The sequence below is a fragment of the Pseudomonas sp. 31-12 genome (assembly GCF_003151075.1).
Taxonomy (GTDB): domain Bacteria; phylum Pseudomonadota; class Gammaproteobacteria; order Pseudomonadales; family Pseudomonadaceae; genus Aquipseudomonas.
In genome coordinates, this window is the sequence record NZ_CP029482.1 from 3236191 (window position 1) to 3249496 (window position 13306).

Below are 13306 nucleotides of genomic sequence, written 5' to 3' on the forward strand. Positions count from 1 at the left end.
CATGCGAGAACAGCCGTCATGGCAATTAACCATCAAATGGGAATTATTTTTGACATCAGGGCGTGCTGACGTGCAGTTGACGGCCCAGATGACTGATCAGCCAGGCGACGCTGTCGGCGTTTGCAAGTTGGACCGACAGCCTGGCCATTGGGTCTTTCCTGAATATGTGGCGGGCACCGCTCAGGTTTTCTGCGCCGGTCAAGGCCAGGATATGCTCTCTCACACTATCGGTATCTTCACCGGAAGTGCTGCCCAGGTCCTCCCACACCTCGGTATCCGGATCCTGGACCATAAACAACCGGGTAAGAGGGGTCTTCAGCGACAGTGCGGTGCTTTGCAGTTCGCGTAATGCTTTTTTCAGAGCGCTGGCGGTCGGGGTCGCTGTTCCGATCAGATCGGGAAAAGGTCTGCCGGAATCAAGGTACGAAATATCCGAGGCCTTGCAGGCAGTGTGGGCGAGCTCATGAATCAGCGTCGTCGCTCGGGCATGGGTATTGATAGGGAAGGCAGTGTCGGAAAGATGCTCGCGGTAATGATTGAATCCGGGGGCGAAGAATTTTTCTGCCAGATAGATCCTTTGTTTTACATCCGTTGGAACGGTAAAGCCGAACGTATGTTCCGCCCCTTCGATCAGCCTGCCCACCACAAAACGCTTCGATTTGGGCTTCCTGAGCGAGGGATCCAGCAACGCTGCAAAAATATCGCCCACCACTTTTTCAAGTTTTTCCAACTGGGCCGCTGACACCGACGGCACGTCGATAAAATCCATGATGAGCTGATGTACGGGAGTGACTGTTCCATCGGTCGATTTGAGCAATTCCAGATTCCGAAACGCATTCCAGGCATAGGTGGTCGCCAGGTCCTGCGCGGAATCAATCTGACGCGCCTTCTTCGGAAACAGCTGGCGGATCCGGTGCATGCCATTGGCGTCGACATTCATGCCCTCCCAAACCGTCAGGGCCGTTTCCAGCCGTTTGACGAGGCCGGGCCGTTCTGCCGACGATTGCCTGTCCAGCATCCATTGTTTCGCGACATTCTGGCGCAGTCGAGGCCCCCTTTTTTTTCCGTCGCTGATGCGCCAGCGGGTGCCATGTTTGGCGACGGGATAGACTTTGCCCTCGACTGCCCCGAAGCGCTTTTTGGTTGTCGGGTGCGTGTAGAGCCCAAGCGTAGAGTCGTGTGTCAGCGACCCAAGGTCGGCTTCGAGGCTTTCATGACGCTGCAGACGAGTGCGTTCCGGTGCCGTTATATCGACGTTCTGCCACTTGACTCGGGTGTCTTGGGGTTGCGTCGCCGGCGCGACTGGCGACGAAGGTTGCTGCGGTTCATCTCCCAGCGATAGGCGTAACGAGGCCAATTGTGAAATGCCGCTGATAAACGCGCTGATCGCCGCGCCCCATTTGTGCGTCTGGAGGTCCTCGGCGGACTGCTTGATATCGCGATAACTGCGCCACACCGTGAGGGGGTAAGCGAGTTTGCCCATGCAGAACGAAAAGGCTTCGTGCACATCTTCGCCCAGCACATGCTTGATGGTTGCCCATTCGCGTTGCTTCTGGTTATCCGACTGAAAACCGAGCAATCGCCCCAATAGCGCGGCATTGTCATTGAACAAATGCTTGAACAGATTACCTTTGACTGGATTGGACGCCAGTGTGACCGGCGTCAACTGGGGGCTGGTGGTCATCATCCGGTATTGCACATGCGTGCGGTCAGGCTGTGGGAGGTTCATGAGTACCCAATCCAACAATCCGCCCTGGTTCTTCAGTTCCGTCAGCAAGTGTGTTTCGTTGGCGTATTCTTTGACCCCGTGCTGCGGGCTGTGAGGCGCGACAAGCACGTGTGGCGCCTTGCTATCGGCCTTGGAACCGATCAGATAAACGCCAGGCACTTTGATCGACTGCCCGTTCCCGATACCCAGAAACTCCAGCGGACGAATGATCGCGTTCGCACCCTCGATTGCCGCACGGGCGATGGCGTCGGGCATGTCCATGACTTGCCGGATCAGGTCAAACCCCGTCTCGCTCAGACGCTCCTGGAGTTTTTCCGAGTGGGCGTAGTGCATCAGTTGCCACGGTAATTGGGTGTAGAACCGTTTCCTGCGCCCCGCGTTTGCCTCCGTGTCTGCGAGGGCGTCACTCAAGATCTTTTGTTGATGCTCGCCCGGTTTCAGGTTGCGTATCAGGTCTCTGATGTAGCTTTCGTCCATATCCTCAGGAATCACAGTGGCATCCAGCGACACCAGTTTGAAATGGGCCTTATCCAGATCCTCAAGGTGATTCAACGCAAAATCGGTCAGGATTTGCGGCCTGACCGCAGCGCCTGGGCGTGCGTTGATACGGACCTGGACTTGATCCGGATCTATGTTGAACGTGTCTGCCTTGAGCTGTTTCTCAAGTTCATCGTGAGCCGTACGGCGCAGTGACGGAATACCGGCCAGGTAGTCCCGGTCGTCTTTGACGTTATCGAGGTATTGCTGCAGCAGTTCGCCCTGCAGAATCAAGTCTTTGATCGGCGCTTTTGCCAGCCACGCCGGCAGTTTTTGCCGGGTTGTCAGAGACTGGGCAATGTCCTTGGCGCGGCGTAGTCCTGTCTGGGGCTTGCGTAGTCCCACCAGATTCAAAAGGCTGGCGAGTGGCGTGGCGGGGAGCTTCGTGGCGAGCGCGCGGCCGACCATCGTTTCGTCCAGACAGACATAGGGTTTTTGCAGGTAATCGAGAAAATGGCCAAAGATCCGTTGCAGCGGCGCCAGCGTGTAAGTCGTTCCCGGCAAGCGCTCGCTGCGGCCAAGGTTTTCTAAAAGGGTTGTCCGCTGATCATCGTCTTTGAGACGTCGATCGAGTTCGTCCAGCAGCGGCGTCAGAGCCTTGAACGCTTCGAATCCGAACGCAGGTGTCCACAAGATCGCTTTGCCCGAATGCACAGGGTCCAGGCCACCTCGCTCAGTCAGCAAAAAACAACTGGCCAGTTTCAGCACGTCTGTCCCAGCGCCGGCCTTTAATGCCAGGGAGAAGACATCGGGCAAGAAACCGTTTAATGCCGCGCGTTGCAGGTGTACCGGGGAATCGAGCACGGTACTGACGATGGCCTGTTCCGTCGGCCCCAGCGTGCGGGTGACAGCTCGCAGCTTCAGTTCACTGCGCAAGGCTGTTGACAAGGTATGCGTAAAACTCGATTGCAGGCTCGCCACCGATGAGCTGACGAGGTTCAGCGCCTCGGTCAGCGTGCTGGTTGTTGCGGGAATGGCCGGGTGGTTTTCAAGGCGCTGATCAAGCGCCTGCTCAACGGTATCAAGCAGTGCCAGTTCGGCTTTGGCCGACTCGGCGCGCACAGTAGCCGGTCGCGCGCTCCGGCGATGGTCGACCCGGGTACTCCAGCGCCCCCCGGCGTCGCTGGTCAGCAGTCGGTCATCAATCAATCCCCGGACGTCCAGCGCCTTATCAATCAAGGCATAGGGGTTTAGCGTGCCTTCACTTTCGCGGTACAGGCCCAACGCATGGCTCAGGTTATCCCGCTGTTTGATCAGGATGTCGGCCATCAATTGTTTAAACACCGGGCCGACGATCGTTTTGCCTTCAATCACGCGCTCATCTGGCTCGAACGCAAGAAAGGTCTCGCGTTCGTTCAACGACATGAAATTGAATAACGTGTCGTCATGTCCTTCGCTTTTCATCATCTGCAGCACGATTTTCTTGATGGCTGGCAGATTGCTCGTCGCCTCGATACCTCTGGATGGGGTGTACAGAAAGCCCAGGGTGTTGACGCTCCCGATCATCAACGTCGAGGCCAGCTCGGCGAAATGCTTGAGGGGCGCGGTGACACGTACCTTTTCGATACGAAGCGGGTCTCTTCTGTCGGGCGTCAGGCTGACATTCATCAGTCGCAGGTATTCCTGCGTCGTCAACGTCCCTTGTTGACGCTGGTTGAGCAGTCTCATGTGGAAGGTGTCGCGCAGGCACTCGGTGAAGAATTCCAGCCGTGACAGCCCGTTGCTCATGGCCGTATTCCAGAATGTGCCGAGCAGGCTTTGCAGATGGGGCGTAAAGCTGTGCGCGATCTCTTTTATCGCGTTCTCCCAGGCTTGGTTGTCGGCGTCGCTGCTCACGCCGTGTTCGGGGTTGGAAAAAACCCTGGAATCACCCGCAGGCCAGTGATGGGTCAGGTAAAAGTGCAACAGCGCATCGATCAGTGAGTGCGAGGAAATCGTATGCTGGTCTTCACCGTCGTCGAAGGCTGAGATCGTCCTGACATAACTCTTGAGGCGCGTCAGGCGCTGGTCCAGTTTGGGGAAGGGTATTTCCAACGCATTCCTGAGGGCGTCGTCGAGCATCGATTGCAGGGTCGGCGTCTTGACCAGTTCAGCCATCATCGTCGTGATGTTTTGCGCCTGATTGCGGTCGAGGATGAGCTGCTGGTCCTGGAAGACCGCGCCTTTGATGTCTTCCGTTGCAATGTCGGGTACGGAGGCAGCGGGCAATGCGCTGCGTTGCTCGATGGAGAGAAATCGCAGCAGCTCGCGCTTGCCGGTGTCCTGCGCCAGCCACTCCTTGAGCCTGCTGTTGAGGTCGTCCATGTCGGCGAATTTGATCAGGCCTTTCCATGGCGTGTAGAGCGTGACTTCGCCGTCGTCGGGTCGACTCATGGCGAAGGCTCCGGCTATTGGGATATCCGGGGTGCCCGTCACCCGCAGCAACAGCTGACAGGCGAACATCGGGTCTTTTTGCATGATGCGGGCGATGTGGGTGGCCAGGTACACGTTATTCAGCCACTTCAGATCATCCATCGAGAACGTCAACGCTTTCTCGCGATCCCCAGGCTGTTTAGCCTTGGAGGCACGTTCTGCTTCGTCAAAAAAATACGGCAGGGCGGGATCAGTCATGTGTTTTCCTCAGTGTTACGACCGGCGGTTGGTCGCGGGTCGTCAGGTCGGGAAAAAACACTACGGTCATTGGAAGGCGTCGGTGCGGTACATATTGCTTGAGAAGAGCAAGCGCTCGAGACTTGACAGGACGCCGGTACAACAGCGCTTAATCGACGTCTGCTGTTGGTTGCCATGCAACCTCGTTTCCCCTGGTGCCCGTATTCAATAATAAAACTGGAGCTTCAGATGACCGCAACGCCCGAAGTGGCCGTCAGTTCGACCACCCCCTCGCTCGATTTCGACGCGCTCGTTCTATTGCTTGAGCAAATTTTTCTGCGCCACGGCACCTCCGCCGATGTCGCCAAGACCCTGGCGCTGAATTGCGCCGGCGCTGAACGCGATGGCGCCCACAGCCATGGCGTGTTTCGTATTCCAGGTTATGTCTCGACGCTCAAGAGTGGCTGGGTCAATGGCCAGGCCGTGCCGGTGGTCGAGGATGTTGCATCGGGGTTTGTCCGGGTCGACGCGGCTAACGGTTTTGCCCAACCCGCGCTGGCGGCGGCCCGTGCACTGTTGGTGGAAAAAGCCCGCAGCGCCGGGATTGCGGTGTTGGCAATTCGTAACTCCCACCATTTCGCGGCACTGTGGCCGGATGTCGAGCCGTTTGCCTATGAAGGGCTGGTGGCGTTGAGCGTGGTCAACAGCATGACGTGCGTGGTGCCACACGGCGCCGACCGGCCGTTGTTCGGCACCAACCCGATTGCCTTCGCCGCGCCCCGGGCTGACGGTGAACCGATTGTCTTTGACCTGGCCACCAGCGCCATTGCCCATGGCGATGTGCAGATTGCCGCGCAAAAAGGTGAGCGCCTGCCGGCGGGCATGGGCGTGGACGGCCTTGGTCAGCCGACTCAGGATCCGAAGGCGATTCTGGAGGGTGGCGCGTTGCTGCCGTTTGGTGGGCACAAGGGTTCAGCGCTGTCGATGATGGTCGAATTGTTGGCGGCGGCACTGACCGGCGGCAATTTCTCCTTCGAGTTCGACTGGAAGAACCATCCGGGAGCCAAGACGCCGTGGACCGGGCAATTGCTGATCGTGATCGATCCGAGCAAGGCGGCCGGGCAGAATTTTGCCGAGCGCAGCCAGGAACTGGTGCGTCAGATGCACAGCGTGGGGCTCAAACGCCTGCCGGGTGATCGACGTCATCACCAGCGAACCAAGTCGAATGCCCAAGGCATTCAACTGGATGCCCAGACGTTGGCGAATTTGCGAGCACTGGCAGGGCTCTGAAACCGGAGCAAAACGCGGACAAGAAAAAGGCGAGCGCAATGCTCGCCTTTTTGCAGTGTGGCTATTGAAGCGGGACCGTTTAACGGCGGCCCAGCAACAACCCGACCACCAGGCCGAAACCGGCTGAGATGGCGACGGTTTGCCATGGATGACCACCGATGTAGGTCTCGGTCGCGTCGACTACCGGTTTAGTGCGGTCGCGAACACTGGTGACCGAATCCCGGGCCTGCTGGAGTTTCTGGGCGATTTGCCCACGAAGGGTCTCTGCTTCCTCACCCACTAATGAAGCGCTGCTTTTCAGCAGTTTTTCCGACTCTTCGATCAAGGATTGAAGTTCGCTGAATGCCTGATCCTTGATCTGGTCATTGGCGACTTGTGTGGCTGTTTTCCGGGCCATTGGGTACTCCTTGCAGGTAAATGGGCAGTGAACAATGGAGTCTGCGGCAACCGAAAAAGTTGCAGTGAATTTGCGCACTGACTGTGAGTCGAGGAAAAATCCCGAGTCAGACATTTCGTCCTACAGTGTAAGATGGCGCCTATTTTTACGCAGCAGGTAACTCCCCATGAGCTTCAATCTGGCCGACAAACCCCTGGCTGAGCGCGCAGCGCTTGAAGATGAGAAATCCCGTCTGTTCGACCTCTGGCAAAGCAACCTTGGCAAATCCAAGGGCGAAGCCGCGCGGTTGTTTGGCGAGCGGGCCAAGCGCAAAGGCAAATGGGCGGAATGGGTTCGTGCCGAACTTGACGCCATGTCACCGCCGGAATTCGCGAACATGGTGCGCAGTGAAGTGAACCGTTTGATGGCCGCCAAGTAAGACCGGCCTCAGGCAAAACTCGCGACAATGGCCTCGCGCACTTTCAACACCACCGGATCGAGTTGCGTGCTGGTACGCCAGCCCAGTTCGATCGGGTAGCGTGGCAAGGCCAGAGGGCAGGGCAGCAGCGCCAGTCCGCAGAGCGCCGCAATGCTTTTGGCCGCGTGGGCCGGAATGGTCGCCACCGCCTGACTGCCCTTGAGCAGGTGTGGCAATGCTGCAAAGTGCGTGGTCGAGGCGCACACCCGCCGATTCAGCCCCAACGCTGCCAAGCCCTCATCGGTGATCCCGATAAAACCGCCCGATGACACCAGAATGTGCTCGCGGGCCACAAACTCTTCAAGGCTGATTGCCTGTTGCCCCGGTGCCAGGCTGAGCGAATCCACCAGGCACAGATAACCGCCTTCCCCCAGCACTTGGCGGCTGAGCAATCGCTCGGTGAAACCGCCCGCGGTGATTGCCAGGTCGATGCTGCGCTCCATCAATGCCTGAGCGACGATCTGACTGTGCGTCTGCCGAAAGATCAGGCGTAATTTCGGCGCGCTTAGGGCAATGGCCTCGATCAACCGCCGACCGTAGGCGATCTCGAAATCATCCGACAACCCCACCGTGACCGAACGTCCGTCGTAATGATTGGCCGCCGGATCGACCATCGCCAGGCTCTGCCGGCATTTGTTCAGCGCGTCACTCACCACCGGTTTCAACTGGTTGGCCCTGAGCGTCGGCGCCAGACCACGGCCGGTGCGCACGAACAGCTGATCGCCATACAGCTCGCGCAACCGTCGCAGCGCCGCGCTGACGGCCGATTGCGTGACGCCCAGGCGCAACGCCGCACGGCTGGCGCTGGACTCTTCATGCAGCGCTTCGAAGACTTTGAGCAGGTTGAGGTCAACGGTCACGATATTCATAAGGTTCATATCATTCAGCAGTGAATCGGGCTTTATTGATGATCCGGTGGCGCCTGAGAATGAGCAACACCTCATTGCTTTCGGAGTGACAGACATGACCAAGTCCATTGTTGCAGCGTTGCAAATCGGCGCCTTGCCCGGCGGCAAGGCCGAGACCCTTGAACAGATCCTTGCGTGGGAAAACGCGATTATCGAATCTGGTGCCGCGCTGGTGGTCATGCCCGAAGCGTTGCTGGGGGGTTACCCCAAGGGAGAGGGCTTTGGCACTCAGCTGGGCTACCGGTTGCCGGAAGGTCGTGAAGCCTTTGCCCGCTATTTTGCCAACGCCATCGACGTGCCCGGCGCCGAGACTGAAGCGCTGGCCGGATTGTCGGCCCGCACCGGGGCCAATCTGGTGATCGGCGTGATTGAGCGCGCCGGCAGCACGTTGCATTGCACGGCACTGTTGTTCGATCCGCAGGCCGGGCTGGTCGCCAAACACCGCAAGCTGATGCCGACCGGCACTGAGCGTCTGATCTGGGGCAAGGGCGACGGCTCGACGCTGCCGGTGATCGACAGCCAGGTCGGGCGCATCGGTGCGGTGGTGTGCTGGGAAAACATGATGCCGCTGCTGCGCACCGCGATGTACGCCAAAGGCATTGAAGTCTGGTGCGCGCCGACGGTGGACGAGCGGGAAATGTGGCAGGTCAGCATGCGCCACATCGCCCATGAAGGACGCTGCTTCGTCGTCAGCGCGTGCCAGGTCCAGGACTCACCGCAGGCCTTGGGCATGGAGATCGCCAACTGGCCGGCGGATCGGCCGTTGATTGCCGGCGGCAGCGTAATCGTCGGCCCCATGGGCGACATTCTGGCGGGGCCGCTGCGTGACGGGGCGGGGTTGCTCACCGCTGAGATCGACACCGACGACCTGATCCGCGCGCGGTACGACTTTGATGTGGTCGGGCACTATGCGCGCCCGGATGTGTTTGAGCTGAGCGTTGACGAATGTTCCAAGCCTGGGGTCCGCTTCACCGCATAACCCACCCGTGAAAGCTGATGTTGTTCACTCAATACCATCTTCAGGCGAGCACGAAACCTGTGGTGAGGGGATTTATCCCCGTTGGGTCGCGAAGCGGCCCTCGCGTTTGTTCAGACAGGTCGGTTTGTCTGGATTGACGACTGCTTCGCAGCCGAACGGGGATAAATCCCCTCGCCACGGGCGCTCCCACAGGGGATATTTATCGTCGGTTTTACCGCGTGCCGGTCGTAGACCCCAGGCTCAGTTTGCCGGTGTCCACAAAACGCATTGTGCCAAACAAGCCACCCGCCAGTTTGCCGCGCAGCACGTAAGGCAGGTTGTTCAGCGTTTGCGTCTGGCTCAGCCCCAATGTCTGGCGTATCACCGAGAACGCCGAAACGCTCACCGGCACGCTCAGCACGGTTTCGGAAAAGCGTGCAATCGAACCCGACTGATCACTGACTCCGGAAGCCAGCGGCTGGCCATTGACCTCCAGGTCCAGCGCCACGCCGTTGTAGTCGATTGGTGTTTCATTGGGATTTTGCACGCGGATCTTCACGGCAAAGCGCACTTCCATGTCCTGGCTTTGCAGCGGTTCGATGCCGACCACATTGATGTTCAACGGGTCGCGATGGGGGAAGAGGGCGCAGGCGCTCAGGGAGAGCAACAGCAGGGAAAGGATGACGGCGTGGACGCTGCGCATGTAGACGCTCTCATAAAGAAAAGGGCTGAACCACTAACGGCTCAGCCCTCGAGTCTTTCTTAGCGGTTCAACTGTGCGACCGCCGCAGGTCGTGCGGGTTCACCCTTGGCCGGGACATCGGGGTTTTCCATGACCTGCAGGATCGAAGCTTCCGGGTCGAAATCGTCCTCTTCCAGCTCGATGAACTCCTCGGGCAGGAAGATGTTCAGCACGATAGCGCACAACGCGCCGACGGTGATCGGCGATTCGAAGATGTTGTGCAGCGCCTTCGGTAGCTCGCGCAACACGTCCGGGACCGCCGCGACCCCCAGCCCCATGCCGATGGAAATCGCCACGATCAGCATGTTGCGCCGATGCAAACCGGCTTCGGCGAGGATCTTGATCCCGGCCACCGCCACGGTGCCGAACATCACCAGTTCCGCGCCGCCGAGCACCGGTTTGGGCATTAATTGCAGCACTGCGCCAATCATCGGGAACAGTCCCAACAGCACCAACAGACCGGCGATGAAAAACGCCACGTAGCGGCTGGCCACGCCCGTCAACTGGATCACGCCATTATTCTGGGCGAAGGTCACCATCGGCATGCTGTTGAACACTGCCGCCATGGCCGAGTTCAGGCCGTCAGCCAGCAGGCCGGATTTGATCCGGCGGATGTAAATCGGGCCCTTGACCGGCTGCCGGGAAATCATCGAGTTGGCGGTCAGGTCGCCAGCGGCTTCCAACGGCGACACCAGGAAAATCACCGCCACCGGCACAAACGCGACCCAGTCAAAATTGAAGCCGTACTTGAACGGAACCGGCACGCTCATCAGCGGCACGTCGGGCAGGCTGGCGAAATTGACGTCGCCCATCAGCCAGGCCACGACGTAACCCAACGTCAGGCCAATGACGATTGCCCCGAGGCGCAGAAAGGGCACGTCGACCCGGTTCAACACCACGATTGTGCCGAGCACAAGCGCTGCCAACGCCAGATGACTGGCCGCGCCGAGGTCTGCTGCGCCGAAGCCGCCGGCGATGTCGGTCATGGCGACCTTGATCAGCGACAGGCCCATCAGGGTAATGATGGTGCCGGTCACCACAGGCGTAATGAGCATCCGCAGCTTGCCGATGAACTGGCTCAACACCACTTCGATGAACGCGGCGAAAAAGCACACGCCGAAGATCGTCGAGAGGATTTCATCGGTGCCGCCACCCCGAGCCTTGACCATGAACCCGGCGCTGAGAATCACGCTGATGAACGAGAAGCTGGTGCCTTGCAGGCACAACAGGCCGGAACCGATCGGGCCGATGCGCCGCGCCTGAACAAAGGTGCCCAGACCCGAGACAAACAGCGCCATGCTGATCAGGTACGGCACTTCGCTTTGCAGACCGAGGGCACCGCCCATGATCAGGGTCGGGGTGATGATTCCGACAAAACTCGCCAGCACATGTTGCAGGGCGGCGAAGACCGTGGCGGTGAGATGGGGGCGATCGTTGAGGCCGTAGATCAGGTCGGAACGGGACTGGGGTTTTGCATGTTCGGAAGAGGTCACGAGGAAAGCGCCAGGGGCCAGGTCAAAAAATGGAGGCGCAGGATGCCAGCAGCGGCCATCGAGGGCAAACGATACATCGGCGGGATACACGCCACAGGTCCGTGCGTGTTCATGCAAACGCGGCGAGCAGGTCTTCTTCAAATGCCTTCTGCGCATCTCCCGGCACCTGCGCACGATGGCGCGCCAGGTGAAATGCCACGTCAAAACTCAGGTCATCCCGGCGTACGGCGCGTAGCAAACCTTTGTCTTCCCAGCTACGGGCGAAATGATCGGGCAAATAACCGACATGCTTGCCGGAAAGAATGAAGGCGAGGGTACCTTCGACCTGCTCGGACCGTGCCGAACATAATTTGCCTTGAAACGGCTCGTCACTACGAAGGAAACGATAAGGATGATCAACCCGGTCACACGCCTGCAACGCCAGATCATCCGGCGCATCATCGGTAAACAACGGATGCCCCGGGGCGCAGTACAGGTGCTGGGTTTCGCTGAACAGTTCGCGGTAGTCAAACGCGCTTTGTACCTGGGAGAAATAGCCGATCGCCAAGTCCAGTCTCTGTTGCAACAGCAGGCGTTCCATTTCCCCGGGCATGGCACTCATCAACTCGATGCGCACTGACTCGTCCCGCTCACGAAAACGCCGGATCGCACCAGCAACTTTCTGCAGCACCGATTGATCAAGGGCTTCGGACAGGCCCAGGCGCACTTCGCCGATCAACCGTCCCGCCACGCCGTTGGATTGATGACGGAACGCTTCGATGGATTCAAACAGCCCACGCGTCGCACTCAGTAACTGTTCACCCTTGGGCGTGATCCTGAATCCGCCTTTGCCGCGACTGCACAGGCGATAGCCAAGCCGGGTTTCGAGTTTGGCCATTTGCTGACTGATGCTCGATTGGCTCAAGCCCAGTTCCCCTTGCGCCGCGCTGAACCCGCCGCATTCCACCACGCGGACAAACAAGCGCAGCAGTTGCAGGTCGAGGTCGTGGAGTTGACCGAGCATCAAACATTACTCCGCAATAAAGTCAGGTTAACAAACTTGATATTTCGCCAATGTATCCGAGCGCGCACGCTGCAACCACTTCCTCTGGTCAGGTGTTTGTCATGGCTCCCGTATTCAAGCTGTGTTTACCCGCGCTGTTCCTCGCCATCGCCGTGTCGGCCCAGGCCGAGGAAAAGACGCTCAACCTCTACAGTTGGGCCGATTACGTGGCGCCCGAAACCTTGCAGCGTTTCGAACAGGAAACCGGCATTCACGTGCGTTACGACACCTTCGATTCGTCCGAAGTGTTGGAAACCAAACTGCTCACCGGTGGCAGTGGCTATGACGTGGTGGTGCCGTCTTCCAGCGTACTGGCCCGAGGTTTGGCGGCCGGGGCGCTGAAGGAGATTCCTCACGAAGGGCTCAAGGGTTACGCCAACCTCGACCCGGACTTGCTGGAAAAACTCGCCGCCGTCGACCCCGGCAATCGTTTTGGCGTGCCGTATACCTGGGGCACGCTGGGTTTGGGCTTGAATGTCGAGGCCGTGAAAAAACGCTTGCCGGATGTCCCTCTCAACAGCCTCGATCTGCTGTTCAAGCCGCAATACGCCAGCCAGTTGAAGGACTGCGGCATCGCGATTCTCGATTCGCCGCAAGAGGTGATCGGCCTGGCGCTGCACTATCTCGGTAAAGATCCCTACAGCACCGACAAGGCCGATCTGACCGCCGCCGAGGCGTTGTTGCATCAGCTGCAGCCCAATGTGCTGTACGTCGCTACCGGGCGGCAGATCAATGATCTGGCCAACGGCAGCGTGTGCCTGGCCTTGACCTACAACGGCGACGCCAGCATGGCCGCCGACCAGGCGCGCAAGGCCAATAAACCGTTCGAGGTGGCCTACCGGATTCCCAAGGAAGGCACGCTGGTCTGGCAGGACAACCTGGCGATTCCCAAGGACGCGCCGCACCCCGAGGCAGCCCGGGCGTTCATCGAATTCATGCTGCGCCCCGAATCCGTGGCGGCGCTGACCAACACGCTGTTCTTTGCCACGGCCAACCAGGCAGCGACGCCGCTGGTGGATGAAGCCGTGCGCACCGACCCGGACATCTACCCCTTGGCCGACACCCGCGAACGGCTATACGCCGACCGCAGCATGAGCCTCAAGGACATGCGCACGCGCACGCGCCTGTGGACCACTTTCCGTAGTCGCCAATAAATAAAAAGGA

At 59.2% G+C, this 13306-nt stretch carries 10 protein-coding genes; 4 read left to right on the forward strand and 6 right to left on the reverse strand.

Features of this window, described 5'->3' with window-relative positions; genetic code table 11:
* Positions 1–55: 55 nt before the first annotated feature.
* Positions 56–4876 (reverse strand): dermonecrotic toxin domain-containing protein, encoded by a 4821-nt coding sequence (locus DJ564_RS15235; protein ID WP_109630822.1) that lies wholly within the window; start codon positions 4874–4876, stop codon positions 56–58.
* 228 nt (positions 4877–5104) lie between these two features.
* Between DJ564_RS15235 and DJ564_RS15240 the strand changes: the two genes are divergently transcribed.
* Positions 5105–6145: an Ldh family oxidoreductase gene (locus DJ564_RS15240; RefSeq protein WP_109630825.1), complete on the forward strand. Its 1041-nt coding sequence runs from the start codon at positions 5105–5107 to the stop codon at positions 6143–6145.
* A gap of 79 nt (positions 6146–6224) precedes the next feature.
* Here the strand turns inward: DJ564_RS15240 and DJ564_RS15245 are convergent, their stop codons facing one another.
* The gene (locus DJ564_RS15245; RefSeq protein WP_109630828.1) at positions 6225–6542 is read right to left on the reverse strand and encodes a YqjD family protein; all 318 of its coding nucleotides are present in this window, start codon (positions 6540–6542) and stop codon (positions 6225–6227) included.
* Positions 6543–6708: 166 nt separating this feature from the next.
* Here DJ564_RS15245 and DJ564_RS15250 point away from each other — a divergent pair, with 166 nt between their 5' ends.
* On the forward strand, positions 6709–6960 hold the full coding sequence (locus DJ564_RS15250; RefSeq protein WP_010460650.1) for a hypothetical protein: 252 nt from the start codon (positions 6709–6711) through the stop codon (positions 6958–6960).
* 8 nt (positions 6961–6968) lie between these two features.
* Here the strand turns inward: DJ564_RS15250 and DJ564_RS15255 are convergent, their stop codons facing one another.
* A complete protein-coding gene (locus DJ564_RS15255; protein ID WP_109630831.1) occupies positions 6969–7877 on the reverse strand; it encodes a LysR family transcriptional regulator in 909 nt (302 codons plus the stop codon).
* Positions 7878–7962: 85 nt separating this feature from the next.
* On the opposite strand from DJ564_RS15255, the gene DJ564_RS15260 reads away from it, so the two are divergent.
* Entirely contained in the window at positions 7963–8886 is a 924-nt protein-coding gene (locus DJ564_RS15260; RefSeq protein ID WP_109630834.1) for a carbon-nitrogen hydrolase family protein, read from the forward strand.
* A gap of 211 nt (positions 8887–9097) precedes the next feature.
* Here the strand turns inward: DJ564_RS15260 and DJ564_RS15265 are convergent, their stop codons facing one another.
* The 3 genes from DJ564_RS15265 to DJ564_RS15275 form a co-directional block, all read right to left on the reverse strand.
* Entirely contained in the window at positions 9098–9568 is a 471-nt protein-coding gene (locus DJ564_RS15265) for an LEA type 2 family protein (RefSeq protein WP_109630839.1), read from the reverse strand.
* A 59-nt stretch (positions 9569–9627) separates the two neighbouring features.
* A complete protein-coding gene (locus DJ564_RS15270; protein ID WP_109636037.1) occupies positions 9628–11100 on the reverse strand; it encodes a nucleobase:cation symporter-2 family protein in 1473 nt (490 codons plus the stop codon).
* A 109-nt stretch (positions 11101–11209) separates the two neighbouring features.
* Entirely contained in the window at positions 11210–12103 is an 894-nt protein-coding gene (locus DJ564_RS15275) for a LysR family transcriptional regulator (RefSeq protein WP_109630842.1), read from the reverse strand.
* A gap of 101 nt (positions 12104–12204) precedes the next feature.
* Between DJ564_RS15275 and DJ564_RS15280 the strand changes: the two genes are divergently transcribed.
* On the forward strand, positions 12205–13296 hold the full coding sequence (locus DJ564_RS15280; protein ID WP_109630845.1) for a polyamine ABC transporter substrate-binding protein: 1092 nt from the start codon (positions 12205–12207) through the stop codon (positions 13294–13296).
* Positions 13297–13306: the final 10 nt, after the last annotated feature.

Bases quoted from the DNA above. Each gene is read 5' to 3' on its own strand.
- DJ564_RS15255 (WP_109630831.1), bottom strand. From the start codon at position 7,877: ATGAACCTTATGAATATCGTGACCGTTGACCTCAACCTGCTCAAAGTC.
- DJ564_RS15245 (WP_109630828.1), bottom strand. From the start codon at position 6,542: ATGGCCCGGAAAACAGCCACACAAGTCGCCAATGACCAGATCAAGGAT.
- DJ564_RS15260 (WP_109630834.1), top strand. From the start codon at position 7,963: ATGACCAAGTCCATTGTTGCAGCGTTGCAAATCGGCGCCTTGCCCGGC.
- DJ564_RS15240 (WP_109630825.1), top strand. From the start codon at position 5,105: ATGACCGCAACGCCCGAAGTGGCCGTCAGTTCGACCACCCCCTCGCTC.
- DJ564_RS15235 (WP_109630822.1), bottom strand. From the start codon at position 4,876: ATGACTGATCCCGCCCTGCCGTATTTTTTTGACGAAGCAGAACGTGCC.
- DJ564_RS15250 (WP_010460650.1), top strand. From the start codon at position 6,709: ATGAGCTTCAATCTGGCCGACAAACCCCTGGCTGAGCGCGCAGCGCTT.
- DJ564_RS15265 (WP_109630839.1), bottom strand. From the start codon at position 9,568: ATGCGCAGCGTCCACGCCGTCATCCTTTCCCTGCTGTTGCTCTCCCTG.
- DJ564_RS15280 (WP_109630845.1), top strand. From the start codon at position 12,205: ATGGCTCCCGTATTCAAGCTGTGTTTACCCGCGCTGTTCCTCGCCATC.
- DJ564_RS15275 (WP_109630842.1), bottom strand. From the start codon at position 12,103: ATGCTCGGTCAACTCCACGACCTCGACCTGCAACTGCTGCGCTTGTTT.